Source organism: Streptomyces alboflavus (genome assembly GCF_000716675.1).
In the GTDB taxonomy this organism is placed as follows: Bacteria; Actinomycetota; Actinomycetes; order Streptomycetales; family Streptomycetaceae; genus Streptomyces; species Streptomyces alboflavus.
The window spans coordinates 76,753-95,424 of sequence record NZ_JNXT01000039.1 but is presented as its reverse complement, the minus strand read 5'-3'; the positions used below and the strand labels follow the sequence as shown (position 1 = coordinate 95,424).

Sequence of the window (18,672 nt, the reverse complement as noted above, 5' to 3'; positions counted from 1 at the left end):
GCGGTGGGGGGTGCGAGGTCGGTGGGGGGTACGACGTCGGCGGGGGGCAGGGGGTCGGACGTGGGCAGGGGGTCGGACGTGGGTGCCGCGCCCGTCGTGTGGGCCACGCCCGTCGTGGGTGTCGCGCCCGCCTCCGGCACCGGCTCCGTACGGGCAGCCACCACTCCGGCCGTCCCGCCGGGCACCAGCCCGGCCGCCGCCTCCCCCTCGGCGGCCTTCCGCACTCGCCCGCGCCACAGCCGCGCCGCCCAACGCCCGATCCCCCGACCCCGACCCCGGCCCCGCCCCCGCTTACCCTCCGCTTCGGCATCCTGTGGCGCCTGGCCACGCCCCTCCACCCGCACCCGCTCCGCCTCGGCGGCCGCCTGCGCCCGCGCCCGGACCCGCAGCCGCCACCACCGCACCCCCAGCGCCACCGGCACCCCCGCGACCCCCGTCCACGCCACCGCGGCCAGGCCCGTCAGCCACCACACCGGGCCGAACTCCGCCAGGGCCTCGGCTCCCAGCGGTCCCCCGGCCAGACCCGCGAGGGCCGCGCACGCGCCACCGCACAGCACCGCCGCGGTGCCCGCGCCCGCCGCCGTCCGACCCGCCGACCAGGCGGACTCCCCGGCCGTCGCCGCCCGCGCCGCGAACCAGCCGAGCACGCATCCGGCCACGCCGGGCACCACCCCGACCGCCCAGGTCAGGGGCGATCCCGGACCGGCCTCCGGCACAGCGGCGAGAAGCGGGAACGGGGGCAGCATCGGGGCGGCGGCCGCGCCGAGCGGCGCCACGACCGTGCCCGTACCCAGGACGAACCCGGGCCCGAGCCCGTACGCCGCACCCCACACCGCGGCGTTCGGCACCAGCGCGAGCGCCAGCAGGAGCACCGCGAAGCGTCCCGACCACACCGTGGTCAGCGTCAGGAACGACTCCCGCACCGGGCCGCCGTGCAGCACCACCGAGACCCCGACGAGCAGCGCTCCCCCGCCCACCAGGACCGCCGTCCCCGCGACGGCCGCGCGGGCCGAGCCGAGGACGCGTTCGGGCACGAAGAGACGACGTACCGCCGCGGGCACCGGCAGCGCGGCCGCCGCGCGCCGCACCGCATCCGGCAGCGGCCCCGGCGGCCGGCCGTGCGCCGTCCACACGCCGAACCCGGCCGCCGCCACGGCGAGCAGCGGCACGTGCGCCGCCGCGCTCGGCCAGGAGGGGCGCAGCTCGCCGCCCGCCGCGTACACCGCCGCCGCCGTCGCGACCAGCAGATAGCCGCCGACGACGCCCGCCCACGCGGTGCGCGCGCCGAGCGCCCGCTCGTCGGGGTCCGCCGCGTCCCGTGCGGCGCGGTGCACCAGCCAGGCGGGCAGGGCGAGCAGCAGCAGCGGGGTGACGCCCACCGGCGCGGGTACCCCGGACAACGTCTCGGTGCGGACCAGCTCCGTGCCGTGCGCGAGGAGCCACAGCGCGGCCGCCACGTGCAGCGCGCCGCCCGGCCCGCTGTCGGGGTACGGCGAGCTGATCCACAGGGCCATCACCAGGACCGCGAACGCGCCGAGCCCGAGCCCGGCGGCGATCGCGCCGCCGATGACGCAGGTGCCGAGTCCGGGCGCCGTCTGCTTCCGGTAGAGCGTGAAAGAACCAGGGTCGGTCATGTCGGTCACGCGGCCATGCTCCCAACGACACGCGCTTTCATCGCGTAACGGGCGAATGCCGGATGTGTCGCTCAAGATACGTTTATGTACTTTTTCGTGCGACGGATCGGCTAGCCATGTCCCAGCGCCCTGCCGTCCCACTGCCGACCCCCAAGGAACGCCGCAGACTCCGCGAGGCGAAGTCCCTGACCCAGGCCGAGGTCGCCGCGCGCATCGGCGTCAGCCGGGAGACCGTCCGCGCGTGGGAATCGGGCCGCACCCATCCAAGGGGAGAACGACGGGTGGCTTATGCCCGCTTCTTGGAGGGGTTGGCGGTGGGGGCCTCGGCGGTGGGACGGGGTGGGGGGCGGCCCGAGGCGCAGGCCGAGGCCGCGGAGGTCCGGCCCGAGGCGCGGGCCGAGGCCGCGCACGACCGGCCCGAGGCGCACGCGCGGTCCAGCGTGCCGACCCTCGCGCAGGTGCAGGCGGAGGCCGAGGCGCGGGCCGAGGAACGGGCGAGGGCCCGGGAGCTGGCCGAGGCGCGGGTCGAGGCGGAGGCGGAAGCGGCGGCCCGGGCAGCGGCGAAGGCGGCGACGGGCTCCGCCTCGGCCGACGAGCGTCCGACCGCCGAAGCCGCCTTCGACGCCCTCTGCGCCCGCACCGCCCCCGCCCTCGTACGCCAGACCTACGCCCTCACCGGCCGCCGCGCGCTCGCCCAGGAATCCGTGGAGCGCGCCTTCCAACTGGCCTGGGAACGCTGGCCCGAGGTGGCCGTGGACCGGGACCCGGCGGGCTGGGTACGTGCGGCCGCACACGAGTACGCACTGTCCCCGTGGCACCGGTTCCGCCCGGCGCACCGCGGCCCTGACGTACCGCCCGCCGAGGAGGCACACCGCGCCCTGCTGACCGCGCTCCTCGACCTGCCGCCCACGCAGCGCCGCACGCTGCTCCTCTACGACGGCGTGGGGCTCGGCCTGCCCGAGACCGCGGCCGAGACGGAGGCGAGCACTCCGGCCGCGGCGAGCCGTCTCCTGCACGCGCGCGAGGCCGTGGCCGAGCACCTGCGTGCCGCCGACGAGCCGCCCGAGGTACTGCACGAGCACCTCGGCGCGCTCGGCAGCACCGAACGCCTGGTGGTGCCGCGCCCGGCCCGCGTCCGCATCGGCAGCGAGCGCCGGGCCCGCCTGTGGACCCGTGCGGCCATCGCCTTCACGGCCCTGATCATCGGCGCCACGGCCCTCACGGTCCGCACGGCCCCCACCCGCTACGAGCCCCCGCAGTCCCCCGGCCGAGCCATCAGCGGCGTCCCCCCGAGGATGGGCCCGGGCCCGTTGTCGTACGAGGACGAAGTGCTCCGCGAAAAGCTCCGCAAGGAACCGACCCGCGGCCCGGCCCGCCTGATCCCGAGACCGGAGTAGGGCCCACAGCGGCCGCGGCCGCCGCGCCCACCCGCGCCGCCCAGGGACAACGAAAGCGGGCCCGCACCCCTGCGTGGGGTGCGGGCCCGCTTTCAGCGAGCGGAAGCGTCAGCCGGCCAGGATGGCCCGCGCCAGCTTCGCCGTCTCGGTGGGCGTCTTGCCGACCTTCACACCGGCGGCCTCGAGGGCCTCCTTCTTGGCGGCGGCCGTGCCGGAGGAGCCGGAGACGATGGCGCCGGCGTGGCCCATCGTCTTGCCCTCGGGCGCGGTGAAGCCCGCGACGTACCCGACGACCGGCTTCGTCACGTTGGCCTTGATGAAGTCGGCGGCACGCTCCTCCGCGTCACCACCGATCTCACCGATCATGACGATCAGGTCGGTCTCGGGGTCGGCCTCGAACGCGGCGAGCGCGTCGATGTGCGTCGTACCGATGACGGGGTCACCACCGATGCCGACGGCCGACGAGAAGCCGATGTCACGCAGCTCGTACATCATCTGGTACGTCAGCGTGCCGGACTTCGAGACCAGGCCGATGCGGCCCGGCTTGGTGATGTCGCCCGGGATGATGCCGGCGTTGGACTGGCCGGGCGTGATGAGCCCCGGGCAGTTCGGGCCGATGATCCGGGTCTTGTCGCCCTTCGACTTCGCGTACGCGTAGAACGCGGCGGAGTCGTGCACGGCGATGCCCTCGGTGATGACGACCGCGAGCGGAATCTCCGCGTCGATCGCCTCGACGACGGCGGCCTTGGAGAAGGCCGGCGGCACGAAGAGGACGGAGACGTTGGCGCCCGTCGCCTCCATGGCCTCCTTGACCGTGCCGAAGACCGGCACCTCGGTGCCGTCGAAGTCGACCTTCGTGCCCGCCTTGCGCGGGTTCACGCCGCCGACGATGTTCGTGCCGTCACCGAGCATGAGCTTGGTGTGCTTCATGCCCGTGGCACCGGTCATGCCCTGGACGATGACCTTGCTGTCCTTGTTGAGGAAGATAGCCATGGTGGTCTGAGTCCCTCGTCCCTTACTTCGCAGCCGCAGCGAGCTCGGCGGCCTTGTCGGCCGCGCCGTCCATGGTGTCCACGCGCTGGACCAGCGGGTGGTTGGCGTCGCTCAGGATCTTGCGACCCAGCTCCGCGTTGTTGCCGTCGAGGCGCACGACCAGCGGCTTCGTGACCTCCTCGCCCTTGGACTTGAGGAGCTCCAGGGCCTGCACGATGCCGTTGGCGACCTCGTCGCAGGCGGTGATGCCGCCGAAGACGTTGACGAAGACGGACTTGACATCCGGGTCGCCGAGGATGATCTCCAGGCCGTTGGCCATGACCTCGGCGGAGGCGCCGCCACCGATGTCGAGGAAGTTCGCCGGCTTCACGTCGCCGTGGTTCTCACCGGCGTACGCGACGACGTCGAGGGTGCTCATGACGAGACCCGCGCCGTTGCCGATGATGCCGACCTCGCCGTCGAGCTTGACGTAGTTGAGGTTCTTGGCCTTGGCCGCAGCCTCGAGCGGGTTGGCTGCGTCCTTGTCCTCGAGGGCCTCGTGGTCGGGCTGACGGAAGTCGGCGTTCTCGTCGAGCGAGACCTTGCCGTCCAGGGCCAGGATGCGGCCGTCCGTCGTCTTCACCAGCGGGTTGACCTCGACGAGGAGCGCGTCCTCGGCCACGAAGGTGTCCCACAGGGTCACCATCGCCTCGGCGACGCCCTCGGCCACGTCGGCCGGGAACTTCGCCTGGGCCACGATCTCGCGGGCCTTCTCGATGGTCACGCCCTCGACGGCGTTGACCGGGACCTTCGCGAGGGCCTCGGGGGTCTTCTCCGCGACCTCCTCGATGTCCATGCCGCCCTGCACCGACGCCATGGCGAGGAAGGTGCGGTTGGTGCGGTCGAGGAGGTACGAGACGTAGTACTCCGCCTCGATCTCCGGCGACAGCTCGGCGATCATCACCTTGTGGACCGTGTGGCCCTTGATGTCCATCCCGAGGATGTCCGTCGCGCGAGCGACGGCCTCGTCCGGGTCGGCAGCCAGCTTCACGCCGCCGGCCTTGCCGCGGCCACCGACCTTCACCTGCGCCTTCACAACCGACTTGCCGCCAAGCCGCTCGGTGGCCTCGCGCGCCGCCTCAGGCGTGTCGATGACTTCACCGGCCAGCACCGGTACACCGTGCTTGGCGAAGAGGTCCCTCGCCTGGTACTCGAACAGGTCCACGCGCGTCCGTCCCTTTTCAGTGATCTCGCGCCGCCGTGCAGCGGCTTCAGTCTCTGCGTGCTCTGCGTGGGCGTGCCGCGAAGGGCAACGTGACTGCGCTGTCACAAGGGAGGCGTAGCCGAAAGTCCGGTACGCGGCATGTCCGTCTCGCAGGTTATCGCCGTGGGACGTGCGTCCCTAAATCGCAGATCACATTTGCGCGGTGATGACGGTCACAGATCGCGTCCGCCGGGCGTGTCGGACGCCCCCGGCACGCGCCGTTTCCGGGCGTTCCGGGGTCTGTGGGGCGGTCGGGCGGCGCGGGTCGTGAGGGTGGCGCGGGCCCCGGAGCGCGGCGTTTGCGGTTGTGATCAGTCGCGGTACGCCGGTCGGCTGTCGCAGTACGCCGGTCGGCTGATGTGTGGCTCGGGGTCAGCCGTTGTACGTCGACGGGTACGCCGTGTCGTACACCGGCAGGCCCGTCGCGCCGCCACCCGGCAGGTGGTCCGGGGTGACGTCGCCCGTCGACGGCCCACTCACCCAGCCGCCCGGCCACCCGACCACCCGACCACCCGGCCGCCCGGCCGCCCGGGCAACGGAGCCTTCTCCGCCCCACCGGTCCCGTGCTCGCCGAACGCCGCGCCGACGCCGTCCCGCACCTCATCGCCACGCCCGGCACCGCCGCCGCAAGCCCCCTGTTACCGATGGGTATGCACGTCCGGTATGGGCAGCGGCCTCTTCTCGATCGCCGCCGCCATCACGTCCGGGAAGAGGTCGGGCGTACAGGCGAACGCGGGCGCGTCGAGCGCGGCGAGCGCCGCCGCGTGCTCGCGGTCGTACGCCGGTGCCCCCTCGTCGGACAGCGCGAGCAGCGTCACGAACTGCACCCCGGACGCCTTCATCGCCGCGACCCGCTTCAGCATCTCGTTGCGGATGCCGCCTTCGTAGAGGTCGGAGATGAGGACGACGACGGTCTCCGCGGGCCGGGTGATCTGCGACTGGCAGTACGCCAGGGCCCTGTTGATGTCGGTGCCGCCGCCGAGCTGCGTACCGAACAGCACGTCCACGGGGTCGTCCAGCTGGTCCGTCAGGTCCACGATGTTCGTGTCGAACACGACGAGCCGCGTGCTGATGGACCGCATCGAGGCGAGCACCGCGCCGAACACGGAGGCGTAGACGACGGACGCCGCCATCGAACCGGACTGGTCGATGCAGAGGATGACGTCCTTCTTCACCGACTGCGCGGCCCGCCCGTACCCGATGAGCCGCTCGGGGACCACCGTCCTGTAATCGGGCAGGTAGTTCTTGAGGTTGGCCGCGATCGTGCGGTTCCAGTCGATGTCGTGGTGGCGCGGCCTGCTGACGCGGGCGCTGCGGTCGAGGGCGCCGGTGAGGGTGGCCCGGGTGCGGGTGGCGAGCTTCTTCTCCAGGTCGTCGACCACCTTCCGCACGACGGCCCGCGCGGTCTCCTTCGTGGTCTCGGGCATCGCCTTGTTCAGCGAGAGCAGCGTGCCCACCAGGTGTACGTCCGCCTCGACGGCCTCCAGCATCTCGGGCTCCAGGAGCAGCGCGGACAGGCCGAGCCGGTCGATGGCGTCGCGCTGCATGACCTGCACGACGGACGAGGGGAAGTACGTCCGGATGTCCCCGAGCCACCGCGCGACCGACGGCGCCGACGCCGCGAGCCCCGCCGAACGCCCCTCCCCCCGCTCCTTCTTGCCCCCGCCTCCGTAGAGCGAGGCCAACGCCCCGTCCATGGCGGCGTCCCGCCCACTGAGCTGACACCCGGTCCCCTCGGCCGCGTCCCCACCGAGCACGAGCCGCCACCGCCGCAACCGCTCGTCCCCACCGCCCCCTTCCACACTCCCCGTCCCCGCATCCACGCCCATGTCGCCCATCACGCCACCCCCGTCAAAGAGTTCCCACGTATCCCGGCACCCCGCTCACCAGCACTGCCGTCACCGAGCCCCAACAGCAGCCCCACCACCGGAAGCACAGCGTCCGCGCGCCCCGGATCCAACTCCGCGCCGAACCCGGACGCGCCCTCTGCGAGCGGCACAGCCGCACCGGAGTGCCCCGGCCCCCGCCGCACCAACTCACCCAGCGTGCGGCGCACACCCGACTCGTACGCCCCGAACGTGCGCCGCAACAACGGCAGTACGTCGACGAAGGCGTCCCCCGAGACCCCGGCGAGCCACTGGTCGACGAGCCCGAGCAACCGCTCGTCGTGCACGAGCAGCAGCCCGCCCCCGGCGCCGCCCCCGAGGAACCCCTCGATCCAAGCGGCGGCCTCCCCCGGCTCGGTCCCGGGCGACAGAGCAAGCCCCACGAACCGCGCGGCCTCCCCCTCGGCCAACACCCCGTCGTCCATCAGCAGCCGGGCACAACGCCCCCGAACGCCCCCGGCGACCCGCTCCCCGCCGACGAGGCCCCGCAGCACCCCCTGCCACCGTCCCCGAACCCCACCGGCCGCACTGACCTCACCTACCCCAGCTAGCTCACCGGAGCCCAGCGTCTCGGCGGCGCCCGCTGTCCCACCCGTGGGCGCTGTGCCCACGGTGCCCGGCGCGGCCTCGTCCAACCGCGCCCCCGGCCCACCCGGTCCGCTCGGTCCGCTCGGTCCCCCCAGTCCGCCTGAGCCGCGCGGTTCCCCCGGTTCCCCCGGTTCCCCCGGTCCGCCCGAGCCGCCCGAGCCGCCCGAGCCGCCCGAGCCGCCCGAGCCGCCCCCGGCAGCGAACTCCCCCAACAGCCCCACCGCCAGGTGCACCGCGTCCACATGCCCCCGCATGGCCTCCGCCGCCTCCACGTCGAGGCCCACACACGCAGGCGGCAAGCCCACAAACACCCGCTCGGCAAGGCCGAGGGCCACCTCACCCAGCGCCCCCGTGTCCGTACCCCGCACATCCCCGTACCGAAGCGACCGCACCAACGCGGGCAGCGCCTGCGCCAGATGCCCCACATCCGCGTCGAGCGCGGCCCGATCCGCAAGCACCCGCATCACCACGGGCAACGCCTCAGGAAGCTCGGCAAGGAGACACCGCTCGGCCAGCGCGGTCACCTCGGCCAGCACCCCCGCCCCCACCGCGTCCGCCTCCGCCTTGGCGGTCGCCGCCCCCACCACGGTGGTGCCCCACACCCCGGCCTCGGCGACCCGCACCGACAGCTCGGGCTCCCACCGCAGCCGCCAGCTCTCCCGGAACGTCCCCGTGCTCCCGCGCGACTCGACCGGGTCGCCCCAGCCGACGCCGAGCAGCCGCAGCCGGTGCAGCAGCCGGCTGCGCGCCGCGTCGGTGTCCTTGCGGAGGTCGAGCTCCACCTCCCGCTCCAGCGCCTCCGGCTTGAGCCGGAGCCTGCGCTGGAGCCGGGTGAGGTCACGCTGGAGCGGCACGGCGGGCGCCGCGTCGGGCACCTCGCCGAGGACGTCGCCGACGACCAGCCGGTCGTGCACCAGGGCGAGCGGCACGTCCGAGCCCTCGCACATCACGGCCCGCACGGCGTCCATCGTCTCGGTGAGCCCGGGCAGCGGCCGCCCCCGCATCACGGCGAGCGTGTCGGCGAGCCGCACCGCCTCGATGACGTGCGCCGACGACACGAGCCGGTCCTCGTCCCTGAGCAGCCCGGCGACCTTGGTCAGCCACCGCTCGACGGGCCGGTCGGGCGCGCTGAACAGATGCCCGTACCAGCCGGGCGAGTCGATGCCCGCACCGTACCCGCTGTGCCGCGAAAGCCGCCGGTGCGTCCACGGCACCCACGTCATGTCGACCTTGACCTTGGGCAGCCCCTTGAGCAGCGCCCGGTCGGCGGCCACGGAGGTCTTCTGCCGGAGCGCGGGCACGTGCCAGGCCCCGCAGACCACGGCGACCTGCCCGGCCCCGAACTCCCGCTGCGCCGCCCGGAGCTGGAGCCGCATGTACGCCTCACGCAGCAGGTCCCGGTCGTGCCCGCCGCTGCCGTACGTCTCGCGCAGCGCGCCCATGGCCTCGCCGAGCGCCTCGAACGGCGCGAACGCGTCACCGCCGCCCGCGCGGTGCTCGACGACGTCCTCCCACCAGCGCTCCGGGTCGTCGTACCCGGCGGCCTCGGCGAGCACCGCCAGCGGGTCGACGCGCACCGCGTCGCCGGTCGTGCCGGTCGCCCCGGCCGCGTCATCGGGCCGACCCGCCGCGCCTTCCTGCCCGTCCCCGGGACCGTCCCCGCCCGCGTCCCCACCCGTGTCGCCGGCCGGGGCCTCGCCCCCCTCGCCCTCGCCGCGCGCCAGCGCATGCGCGGCCGGCAGGTCCATGAAGCGCACCGGCACCCCGCGCTGTACCGCCCACTGGATCGCCACCCACTCCGGCGAGAACTCGGCGAGCGGCCAGAACGCCGAGCGGCCCGGCTCGTCCACGATGTGCGCGAGCAGCGCGACCGGCGGGCGCATGTCGGCCTCGGCGGCCAGCGCCACGAGGCCGTCGGCCTCCGGCGGTCCCTCGATCAGCAGCACCTGGGGCCCGGCCGCGTCGAGCGCGCTCCGCACGGCTCGCGCGGAGCCCGGCCCGTGGTGCCGCACGCCGAGCAGCAGCGGCCCGCCCGCACCCGCGGCCCGCGCGGCGGCCCCGCCACCGGCAGCCGTACGCCCCTGGGCGGCCGTCATGCGCTCACCTCGCGGCAGGCGCGGTAGAAGTCCTTCCAGCCGTCGCGCTCGCGCACGACCGCTTCCAGGTACTCCTGCCAGATCACGCGGTCCGCGGCGGGGTCCCGCACGACGGCTCCGAGGATGCCCGCGGCGACGTCCCCGGGGCGCAGCACACCGTCCCCGAAGTGGGCCGCGAGAGCCAGGCCGTTGGTGACCACGGAGATCGCCTCGGCCGTGGACAGCGTCCCGCTGGGCGACTTGAGCTTCGTGCGCCCGTCCGTGGTGACGCCGTCGCGCAGCTCGCGGAAGACCGTGACGACGCGGCGGATCTCGTCGATGCCGTCCGGCCCGGTCGGCAGGTCGAGGGAGCGGCCGATCTGGTCGACGCGGCGGGAGACGATGTCGACCTCGGCGTCGGCGCTCTCGGGCAACGGCAGGACCACGGTGTTGAAGCGGCGGCGCAGCGCGCTGGAGAGGTCGTTGACGCCGCGGTCGCGGTCGTTGGCGGTGGCGATCAGGTTGAAGCCGCGGACGGCCTGGACCTCCTGGCCCAGTTCCGGGATGGGCAGGGTCTTCTCCGACAGGATCGTGATCAGCGTGTCCTGCACGTCCGCCGGGATGCGGGTCAGCTCCTCGACGCGGGCCGTCATGCCCTCGGACATGGCCCGCATCACCGGGCTCGGCACCAGCGCCTCGCGGCTCGGGCCGTGCGCGAGCAGCCGCGCGTAGTTCCAGCCGTACCGGATGGCTTCCTCGGGCGTCCCCGCCGTGCCCTGTACGAGGAGCGTCGAGTCGCCGCTGACCGCCGCGGCCAGATGCTCGGACACCCAGGTCTTGGCGGTGCCGGGGACGCCGAGGAGCAGCAGGGCGCGGTCGGTGGCGAGCGTGGTGACGGCGACCTCGACGATGCGGCGCGGTCCCACGTACTTCGGTGTGATCACGGTGCCGTCGGGCAGCGTGCCGCCCAGCAGATACGTCGCCACGGCCCAGGGCGAGAGCAGCCAGCGGGCGGGGCGCGGACGGTCGTCCTGCTCGGCGAGCGCGGCGAGTTCGGCGGCGAAGGCGTCCTCGGCGTGCGGCCGCAGCGCCTGTCCGGCCGCCTCCTGAAACCCCTCCGCCGGGCCCTCCCCCGCGACCCCGGCGGACGTGGTGGCAGCCCCGGCCGACTCCACGGAAACAGTCATGTGATCCCCCTCCAGATCCTGCGTGCGTCAGTGCCGCGGCGCGTGCGTCAGGGCAGCGGCAACCAGCAACGACGGTGCTGCGCCGACGGCTTGGCCGCGATGTGTTCCACCGTGCACCACGCCACTGACAATCACCGCCGGAACACCCCTGACCTGCACGGATACTGAGGCCCAGGTCGAATGTCAGTGCTGGGACCTACCTTCGACTCATGACTCAGCAGGGGGTGCGCTGGACGGCGGACCAGGTGCTGGCACTGGCACCTGACGCGTCGTCACAGAAGGCGGGAAGCAGGCTCGGCATCGCCGGGCCGTGGTCGCGGGCGGGAAGTTCCGGAGAGGGGGCCGTGTGGGGGCTGTGCAAGGGCAGCGGCAGCAAGCCGTATCAGACGGTCATAGATACGGCGGACGTGGCGGGCCCGGCGTACAGATGCAGTTGTCCGAGCCGCAAGTTCCCGTGCAAGCACGCGCTCGGCCTGCTGCTGCTCTGGGCCGGGGACCAGGGCGGCGGACGGGCCGTGCCGGACGGCGAGCAGCCGCCGGACTGGGCGCGGGAGTGGCTGGACGCGCGCCGCGCGAAGGCGGCGGCCAAGGGCGGTTCGCCCGCGGCCGGCCCCGGCGCCGGAGCCTCGGCTCCCGCTGATCCGGAGGCCGCGCGCAAGCGCGCGGAGCGCAGGGCCGAGCGGGTCACGGCGGGCGCCACGGAGCTGGAGCGCCGCCTCGCCGACCTGCTGCGCGGCGGCATGGCCGCGGCCGAGCAGGCGGGGTACGGCCTGTGGGAGGAGACCGCGGCCCGCATGGTCGACGCCCAGGCGCCCGGCCTGGCCGCGCGGGTGCGGGAGCTGGGCGCCATACCGGCCTCGGGGCCCGGCTGGCCCGCCCGCCTCCTGGAGGAGTGCGCGCTCCTGCACCTGCTCACCTCGGGCTGGCTGCGCCGCGACGCCCTGCCCGGCACGCTGGCGGCCACGGTCCGCTCCCGCACGGGCCTGCCCGCCCCCGCGCAGGGCGAGCCGCTGCGGGACAGCTGGCAGGTCCTCGCGCAGTACGACACCGCGGACAGCAAGCTGACCACCCGCCGCATATGGCTGCACGGGGAGCGGTCCGGGCACACCGCCCTGCTCCTGTCGTACGGAGCGGCGGGCCGCGCGCCCTCCCTGGCCCTGCCGGTCGGCCTGGCCCTGGACGCCGAGCTGGTCCCGCACGCCGCGGACCCGGCGTCCCGGCAGCTCCGCGCCGACCTGGGCGAGCAGTTCACGGCACCGGCCCCCACCACGGGTCACCCGCCCGGCCTGTCGCCCGCCGAGGCGACCGCACGGTACGGCGACGCGCTGCGCGACGATCCCTGGCTCGACACCTGGCCGGTCACCCTCGACCGGGTGGTGCCGGTCCCGAACGGCCGGGACTGGCAACTGGCCGACGCCGAGGGCGAGACGGCCCTGCCGCTCGCGCCCTCCGCCGCGTCCCGGGCCGGACTGTGGCGCCTGGTCGCCCTCTCCGGAGGCGCCCCGCTCACGGTCTTCGGCGAATGCGGCCACCGGGGCTTCACACCGCTGGCGGCGTGGCCGCACGCGAGGGCGGAGACCGTACGACTGTGACGCGCGACCAATGGACTGAAGCGAGAGAAGCGAGAGAGAGGAGGGGGAGATGAGCGCATCCACGGCGACCGCACACGCGGGAGCAGCAGCCACGCCGACCACGCACGCGGAGACCGCAGGCTTGGCGACCACGCACGCAGAAGCAGCAGCCACGCCGACCACGCACGCCGCGACCCCAGGCACACCGACCGCACACGCGGAAGCAGCAGCCACGCCGACCACGCATGCGAAGACCGCAGCCACGCCGACCACACACGCCGAGACCCCAGGCACAGCGACCGCACACGCGGAAGCAGCAGCCACGGCGACCACGCACGCGAAGACCGCAGCCACGCCGACCACACACGCCGAGACCCCAGCCACACCGACCGCACACGTGGGAACCGCAACCGCCTCGACCGCACCCGCGGAAGCAGCCGGGCGGCACGCCCGCACACCCTGGGAGGAGCTGGTCACAGCCGCGCTCCTGGGCACCGACCGGCGCACCCCACCGCTCGTCACCCCGGGCAGGGACGCCCCGACGGCCCTCCTGGACGCGGCCGCCGTACAGACCGTGCGGCGCCGGGCCGGCCTGCGCCCCGCCCCCGCGGCCGAGCGCCCCGCACCCGCGCCCGCGGACCCGCGCCCGGTCGTCCCCGCGGCGGCCCGGCGCAGGCTCGCGACGCTGCTCGCCGACCAACCGAGCGCGAGCGGCGGCCGCCGCGGCACCGCGCCCGACCTGATGGAACTGCTGCCCCAGTGGCTGGCCCTGGCCGGAGAGCGGGGCTTCACGGCACCCCCTGAACTGCTGCCCGCCCTCCTGAACGCGGCCCGTGGCCGCACCGACCTGCGCCCCCAGGCCCTGGCCTTCGCGGGCCCGCGCGCCCAGTGGCTCGCCCGGTTCAACCCGGACTGGAAGTTCGCGCTGCGCACGGCCACGGGCAGCGCCCCGGCGACCGGCCCGCAGGACGGACCTGACATCCAAAGGCGCTGGCAGGAAGGCCTGTTCGCGGAGCGCGTCGCCCTCCTCGCCGCCCTGCGGGCGCACGCACCGGACGACGCCCGCGAGCTACTGTCCGGCACCTGGGCGACGGAGCGCGCCGAGGACCGGCTGATGTTCCTGGACTCCCTGCGCACGGGACTGCGGGCGGCCGACGAGCCGTTCTTGGAGCAGGCGCTCGGCGACCGGAGCCGCAATGTCCGCGCCACGGCGGCCGAGTTGCTGTCCGCCCTTCCGGACTCGGCGCTCGCCGCCCGCATGGCCGACCGCGCCGCCTCCTGCGTGGCCCTGGACCGCACGGCGGGCCGACCGGAGCTGACCGTCGAGGCGCCGCACGAGTGCGACGCGGGCATGGAGCGGGACGGCGTCGCGCCGAAGCCGCCCGCGGGACGGGGTGAACGCTCCTGGTGGCTCGGCCAGTTGGTGGAGGCCGCGCCCCTGACGGCCTGGCAGCGCCGCCTCGGCGACCGGACCCCGGCCGAGATCGTGGCACTCCCCGTGGCCGACGGCTGGCGCGCCGAGCTGCACGCCGCCTGGTGCCGTGCCGCGGTGCGCCAGCGGGACACCGGCTGGTCGCGGGCGCTGCTCGGCGCCCCGTCCGCACCCGACGCGGCCGGGCCAGGCGCGGTGTCCCTCGCGGAGCGCGCCAAGCTCCTCACCACGCTGCCCGCGTCCGAGCGGGCCGAGTGGGTCGCCGGGTTCATCGACGCGCACGGTCTGTCGGAGGCGTTCCAGCTGCTCGGCGTGTGCGCGGTGCCGTGGGCGCCCACGCTCGGCCGCGCGGTGGTGGACGCGCTGAACATCGCCCGGGACGCGGGCAGCTACCCCTGGAGCTTCAGCGGGGTGATGGGCCTCGCGGAGCGCTGCCTCGACCCGGCGGAGGCCGTACGCCTGGAGGCGCTGACAGCGACGCCGGACGAGCCCGAGGACGCGTCGCCCGGGGCCGGCGGGTACTGGTCGGAGGCGTTCCAGCGCCTCGTCAGCACGTTGCGCCTGCGCGCGGCGATGCGCGAGGAACTGGGCGGTTGAGGCGTGGGGCCGGGCGAGGGCCGCGTGTCGCGGGGGAGCGCACGGTACAGCCACCCCGGCCCCACGACCGCACCAGCAGCACCAGCAGCACCAGCAGCACCAGCAGCACCAGCAGCACCAGCAGCACCAGCAGCAACGTCCGTGCGGCGCCCGAAGTCCCGTCCCCGGGACAAACGACGGCGGGCCCCGGTGCCCACGGCACCGACGCCCGCCCGAATCCACGCGAACTACGAGAACTACGAGAACCGCAGAGGCCTAAGCCTCGGTCGGCTGCCGCACGTTCTCCCGCACCCACTCCACGATGGCCGTGGTCGTGGCCCCGGGCGTGAAGATCTCCGCGACGCCCTTCTCCTTCAGGGGCGGAATGTCCTCCTCGGGGATGATCCCGCCCCCGAAGACCTTGATGTCCTCCGCGTCGCGCTCCTTGAGGAGCTCGATGACCCGGGCGAAGAGGGTGTTGTGCGCGCCGGACAGGATGGAGAGGCCGATCGCGTCGGCGTCCTCCTGGATCGCCGTGTCGACGACCTGCTCGGGCGTCTGGTGCAGGCCGGTGTAGATGACCTCCATGCCGGCGTCGCGCAGCGCCCGCGCGATCACCTTGGCTCCCCGATCGTGGCCGTCGAGCCCTGGCTTGGCGACCACGACGCGGATCGGACCGGCTGCCACACCCATCACTGCCTCCATGAACAAGAAACCGTCTGCCAGAAAGCCGTCCGCGGAATCCCGCCCGCACGGAAATCCAGCTGTCCCGGCTCGGACACCCCGCGCCGCACCGGCCGGGTAGGTGAACGAACGTTATCTCCAGCATCGCGCAGCCCGCAGTTTCGTGGTGGAGAGCGAGGGGGAAATCACACGGTGGGACACGTTCGCTGCGCGCCGCTCCCGTGTTCACCCGGCACATGGGCCGGATCCGTCCCGGCACCCGGGCCGCATCCCACCCGGCGCCCGGGCCGCGTCGGGGGCCGCGCGAGGGGAGCCGCCGCGAGGCCGCCGCCCCCACCGCGCCGTCAGCCGCACGGCACGGTGGTGTCGGCGCGTCGCCAAGGAGTGCGCCGCGACGGGGACGGCACACGAGACCACTCCCGGCTTCCCACGATGAGTACACGGGGGACAGAGCCGCCTCCCGTGTGCCGACCGGGAGGTCGCCATGACGATCACAAGGGTCCAGCCCTTTCGCCGCTGCAGCACCCTGCTGCCCGCCAGCCTCGCGGGCCTGCCGCTCGCGCTCCTGAAGGCGACCGCGCTCGAGTTCGTGATCCTCGCCGGACACCTCCTGCTGTATCCATCGGGCATCACCCAGGAACGCCGGACGGCGCCACCGCCGCCCCCGCCTGAGGCCCCCCGGCTGCCCGCGAGCGACAAGCCGCCGGTGCTGCTCCTGCACGGCTTCATCGACAACCGCTCCGTGTTCGTACTGCTGCGCCGCAATCTCGCCCAGCACGGCAGGCAGCACCTGGAGTCCCTCAACTACTCGCCGCTGACCTGCGACATCCGCACCGCCGCCGAGTTGCTCGGCCGCCACATAGAGGAGATATGCGAGCGCACGGGCCATGACCGCGTGGACATCGTCGGCCACAGCCTCGGCGGACTCATCGCCCGCTACTACGCCCAGCGCCTGGGCGGCGACGCCCGCGTCCGCACCCTCGTCACCCTGGGCACCCCGCACTCGGGCACCCGGGTCGCGCCGCTCGCGGACGCGCACCCGATCGTGCGCCAGATGCGGCCGGGCTCGGACGTGGTGGCGGAGCTGCGGGAGCCCGCGCCCGGGTGCCGTACGCAGTTCGTGAGCTTCTGGAGCGAGCTCGACCAGATCATGGATCCCGTCGAGACGGCCTGCGTCGACCATCCGGACCTGATCGCGCAGAACGTCCGCGTCTCCGGGATCGGCCATCTCGCGCTGCCGGTGCACCCCGCCGTGGCGACGGCGATCCGCCAGGCCCTGGACCTCGCGGCGCCGGGCATGACCCCCGCCGCGTCGGCCGGCGGACTCACCGTGGCCTGACCCCCGGCCGAGTGAAGCCGGGGCCGGACTCCCCCCGCCCCGGCTCCACTCGACCTGATTCCGGTTCGCCGTACCCGGACGATCTGCTCCGGATTCCGGTTCCACCGAGCCCGAATCCGGACCGCAATCCACCCCTCACACTCGAACGAACCTCGAACACAGAGCCAAAGCTGTGCCCGGGGACCGCCGAAAGGCGGCCGAATGCCCGTTTCCGGCGAGCAGGAAACCTGGCGAAGATTGTCGCGCCCGCGTACCGCCGGGTACAGTCGCGGCACTGCTCTGCCAGCCCATGCTGTCGAGGCGAAAGAGAAGTTGGTGAACGACCGTCACCCGTCGGAGACCCCCGCTCCGGCCCCGGCACCCGACGCCGACTACGCCCCCTATGGGTCCTACGACCAGCAGGGCGCGCAGCACGTCGGCTACCCCGGGTACGACGGCTATTCCACCGGTACCTTCTCCACCACCGGTTTCAACGCCCCCGACGGCTATGACGCAACGGGTGGCTTCGACACTTCCGGTTCCGGTTTCGCCGTTCCCACCGCGGGCTTCGCGACCGACCCGCTCTTCGGCGATATGCCCGGCGGCCACGACACCGGCCAGTGGTCCACGACAGGCACGCAGCAGACCCTGACGTACGACGCGTACGCGGCCCAGCCGGGATACGACACCGGCACCCACGACACCACGGCCGCCTGGGGCGCCTCGTTCCAGCCGCTGTCGGAGATCCCCGCGCAGCCGGGCCCCGACTCCGGCGCCACCTGGGACGCCACCGCCTGGAACGAGGCACCGGCGACCGGCCAGTGGGCCACGCAGGTCTTCGACACCGGCGCGTACGACGCCACCGCCTGGAACTCCGGCGGCCACGACGCGTACGACAACACCCCGCAGCACGACGCCTACGAGCCCGCGCACCAGCACGACGCGTACGGCGTTCCCCAGCAGCACGACGCGTACGAGGCGCACGACACGGCCTACGACCCGCAGGATGGTTACGCCGTCCAGGATCCGTACGAGGCTCCGGCCCCGGGCCCCGAGGCGTACGGCTCCGGCGACCCGGCGTACGACTCCGACGACGCCCCGCACGCGTTCCTGCCCGACGAGGCGCCCGACGACCGGCTCGGCGGCGTCGAACCGGCCACCGACCACGCCGAGCACGGCGATCGCGCCGACGACGAGCGCGCCGACCTCCACGACCACGCGCCGGTGGACCGCCCCGAGCGCTCCCGTTCCGCCCGGTCGGCCGCGCCCCGTGGCCGGTCCCGCTCGCGCCGCTCCCCCGCCAAGCGCTCCGCGCTGTTCACCGTCGCCGTGCCGTCGGCCTGTGTGATGGGCGTCGCCGGTGTGGCCGCGGCCTCCGTCGGCGGTCTCGGCGGGGGCGACGACGGCAAGGACACCCAGGCGTCCGCCCCGGACCCGGCGACCGTGAAGCCGTCCACCGCCAACAACAAGCTCGACACGCAACTGGCGAACCTCTCCGCGGACGCGGGCGACTTCGCGGACCGTGCGAGCCGCACGCAGGAGCGGATCGACCTGAAGGCCCAGAAGGTGGCCGCGCACAAGCAGGCCGTCGCGGAGGCCGCACGCAAGGAGCGGCTGCGGCCGAAGTTCTCCCTGCCGGTCGCGCAGCACGGCCTGAGCGCCTACTACGGCCAGGCGGGCGTCAACTGGATGTCCGCGCACTCCGGGATCGACTTCCCGGTGTCGTACGGCACGGAGGTCAAGGCCGCCACCGACGGCACGGTCTCCACGAAGTACAACAGCGCCTACGGCAACATGGCGATCGTGACCGCCAAGGACGGCACGGAGACGTGGTACTGCCATCTCTCCACGCACAAGATCGCGAGTGGCCCCGTGAAGGCGGGCGAGACCATCGCCTTCTCCGGGAACTCCGGCAACTCCACCGGCCCGCACCTGCACTTCGAGGTCCGCCCGGGCGGCGGCTCGGCGATCGACCCGCTGTCGTGGCTGCGCAGCCACGGGCTCGACCCGACGTAACCCCCGAAGGGGGCAACTCCAGCCCCCGTCGCTGGAGTTGCCCCTTGAGAGTGTCCCTCTTACGTCGAGTGA

General features: G+C 74.1%; 12 protein-coding genes. 5 read left to right on the top strand and 7 right to left on the bottom strand.

Going from position 1 to position 18,672, the window contains the following annotated elements; all coding sequences use genetic code 11:
• Positions 1 to 1,634 (bottom strand): cell division protein PerM (locus OO63_RS26975; protein ID WP_248782218.1); only part of this gene is annotated, 1,634 nt, incomplete at its 3' end.
• Positions 1,635 to 1,750: 116 nt separating this feature from the next.
• Between OO63_RS26975 and OO63_RS26970 the strand changes: the two genes are divergently transcribed.
• Positions 1,751 to 3,031 carry a helix-turn-helix domain-containing protein gene (locus OO63_RS26970; RefSeq protein ID WP_030361463.1) on the top strand — a complete coding sequence of 427 codons (1,281 nt, stop codon included), beginning with the start codon at positions 1,751 to 1,753 and terminating at the stop codon, positions 3,029 to 3,031.
• A 108-nt stretch (positions 3,032 to 3,139) separates the two neighbouring features.
• Here OO63_RS26970 and sucD read toward each other — a convergent pair whose 3' ends face one another.
• The 5 genes from sucD to OO63_RS26945 form a co-directional block, all read right to left on the bottom strand.
• Positions 3,140 to 4,024, bottom strand: coding sequence for a succinate--CoA ligase subunit alpha (sucD, locus tag OO63_RS26965; RefSeq protein ID WP_030361462.1), 885 nt, complete (start codon positions 4,022 to 4,024; stop codon positions 3,140 to 3,142).
• Between the two features lie 22 nt (positions 4,025 to 4,046).
• Positions 4,047 to 5,228 carry an ADP-forming succinate--CoA ligase subunit beta gene (gene sucC / locus OO63_RS26960; RefSeq protein ID WP_030361461.1) on the bottom strand — a complete coding sequence of 394 codons (1,182 nt, stop codon included), beginning with the start codon at positions 5,226 to 5,228 and terminating at the stop codon, positions 4,047 to 4,049.
• A gap of 677 nt (positions 5,229 to 5,905) precedes the next feature.
• Complete coding sequence (locus OO63_RS26955; protein WP_234311342.1) at positions 5,906 to 7,105, bottom strand: VWA domain-containing protein; 1,200 nt, start codon at positions 7,103 to 7,105, stop codon at positions 5,906 to 5,908.
• Positions 7,105 to 9,837: a DUF5682 family protein gene (locus tag OO63_RS26950; RefSeq protein ID WP_078619379.1), complete on the bottom strand. Its 2,733-nt coding sequence runs from the start codon at positions 9,835 to 9,837 to the stop codon at positions 7,105 to 7,107. The genes OO63_RS26955 and OO63_RS26950 overlap by 1 nt, the downstream gene beginning before the upstream one ends.
• Positions 9,834 to 11,003: an ATP-binding protein gene (locus OO63_RS26945; RefSeq protein WP_030361458.1), complete on the bottom strand. Its 1,170-nt coding sequence runs from the start codon at positions 11,001 to 11,003 to the stop codon at positions 9,834 to 9,836. The genes OO63_RS26950 and OO63_RS26945 overlap by 4 nt, the downstream gene beginning before the upstream one ends.
• A gap of 209 nt (positions 11,004 to 11,212) precedes the next feature.
• Here OO63_RS26945 and OO63_RS26940 point away from each other — a divergent pair, with 209 nt between their 5' ends.
• Together OO63_RS26940 and OO63_RS26935 are read left to right on the top strand one after the other, a co-directional pair.
• On the top strand, positions 11,213 to 12,595 hold the full coding sequence (locus tag OO63_RS26940) for an SWIM zinc finger family protein (protein WP_030361457.1): 1,383 nt from the start codon (positions 11,213 to 11,215) through the stop codon (positions 12,593 to 12,595).
• 376 nt (positions 12,596 to 12,971) lie between these two features.
• Complete coding sequence (locus tag OO63_RS26935) at positions 12,972 to 14,603, top strand: DUF5691 domain-containing protein (RefSeq protein WP_030361456.1); 1,632 nt, start codon at positions 12,972 to 12,974, stop codon at positions 14,601 to 14,603.
• Positions 14,604 to 14,858: 255 nt separating this feature from the next.
• On the opposite strand, the gene icmB is transcribed toward OO63_RS26935, so the two are convergent.
• On the bottom strand, positions 14,859 to 15,275 hold the full coding sequence (gene icmB / locus OO63_RS26930; RefSeq protein ID WP_030361455.1) for a coenzyme B12-dependent isobutyryl CoA mutase small subunit: 417 nt from the start codon (positions 15,273 to 15,275) through the stop codon (positions 14,859 to 14,861).
• A 475-nt stretch (positions 15,276 to 15,750) separates the two neighbouring features.
• Between icmB and OO63_RS26925 the strand changes: the two genes are divergently transcribed.
• Entirely contained in the window at positions 15,751 to 16,605 is an 855-nt protein-coding gene (locus OO63_RS26925) for an esterase/lipase family protein (RefSeq protein ID WP_030361454.1), read from the top strand.
• A 315-nt stretch (positions 16,606 to 16,920) separates the two neighbouring features.
• On the top strand, positions 16,921 to 18,600 hold the full coding sequence (locus tag OO63_RS26920; protein ID WP_030361453.1) for a M23 family metallopeptidase: 1,680 nt from the start codon (positions 16,921 to 16,923) through the stop codon (positions 18,598 to 18,600).
• Positions 18,601 to 18,672: the final 72 nt, after the last annotated feature.

Excerpts from the sequence above, each read along its gene's own strand:
- icmB (WP_030361455.1), bottom strand. The coding sequence starts at position 15,275 with ATGGGTGTGGCAGCCGGTCCGATCCGCGTCGTGGTCGCCAAGCCAGGG.
- OO63_RS26940 (WP_030361457.1), top strand. The coding sequence starts at position 11,213 with ATGACTCAGCAGGGGGTGCGCTGGACGGCGGACCAGGTGCTGGCACTG.
- sucD (WP_030361462.1), bottom strand. The coding sequence starts at position 4,024 with ATGGCTATCTTCCTCAACAAGGACAGCAAGGTCATCGTCCAGGGCATG.
- OO63_RS26925 (WP_030361454.1), top strand. The coding sequence starts at position 15,751 with ATGACGATCACAAGGGTCCAGCCCTTTCGCCGCTGCAGCACCCTGCTG.
- OO63_RS26955 (WP_234311342.1), bottom strand. The coding sequence starts at position 7,105 with ATGGGCGACATGGGCGTGGATGCGGGGACGGGGAGTGTGGAAGGGGGC.
- OO63_RS26970 (WP_030361463.1), top strand. The coding sequence starts at position 1,751 with ATGTCCCAGCGCCCTGCCGTCCCACTGCCGACCCCCAAGGAACGCCGC.
- OO63_RS26945 (WP_030361458.1), bottom strand. The coding sequence starts at position 11,003 with ATGACTGTTTCCGTGGAGTCGGCCGGGGCTGCCACCACGTCCGCCGGG.
- OO63_RS26950 (WP_078619379.1), bottom strand. The coding sequence starts at position 9,837 with ATGACGGCCGCCCAGGGGCGTACGGCTGCCGGTGGCGGGGCCGCCGCG.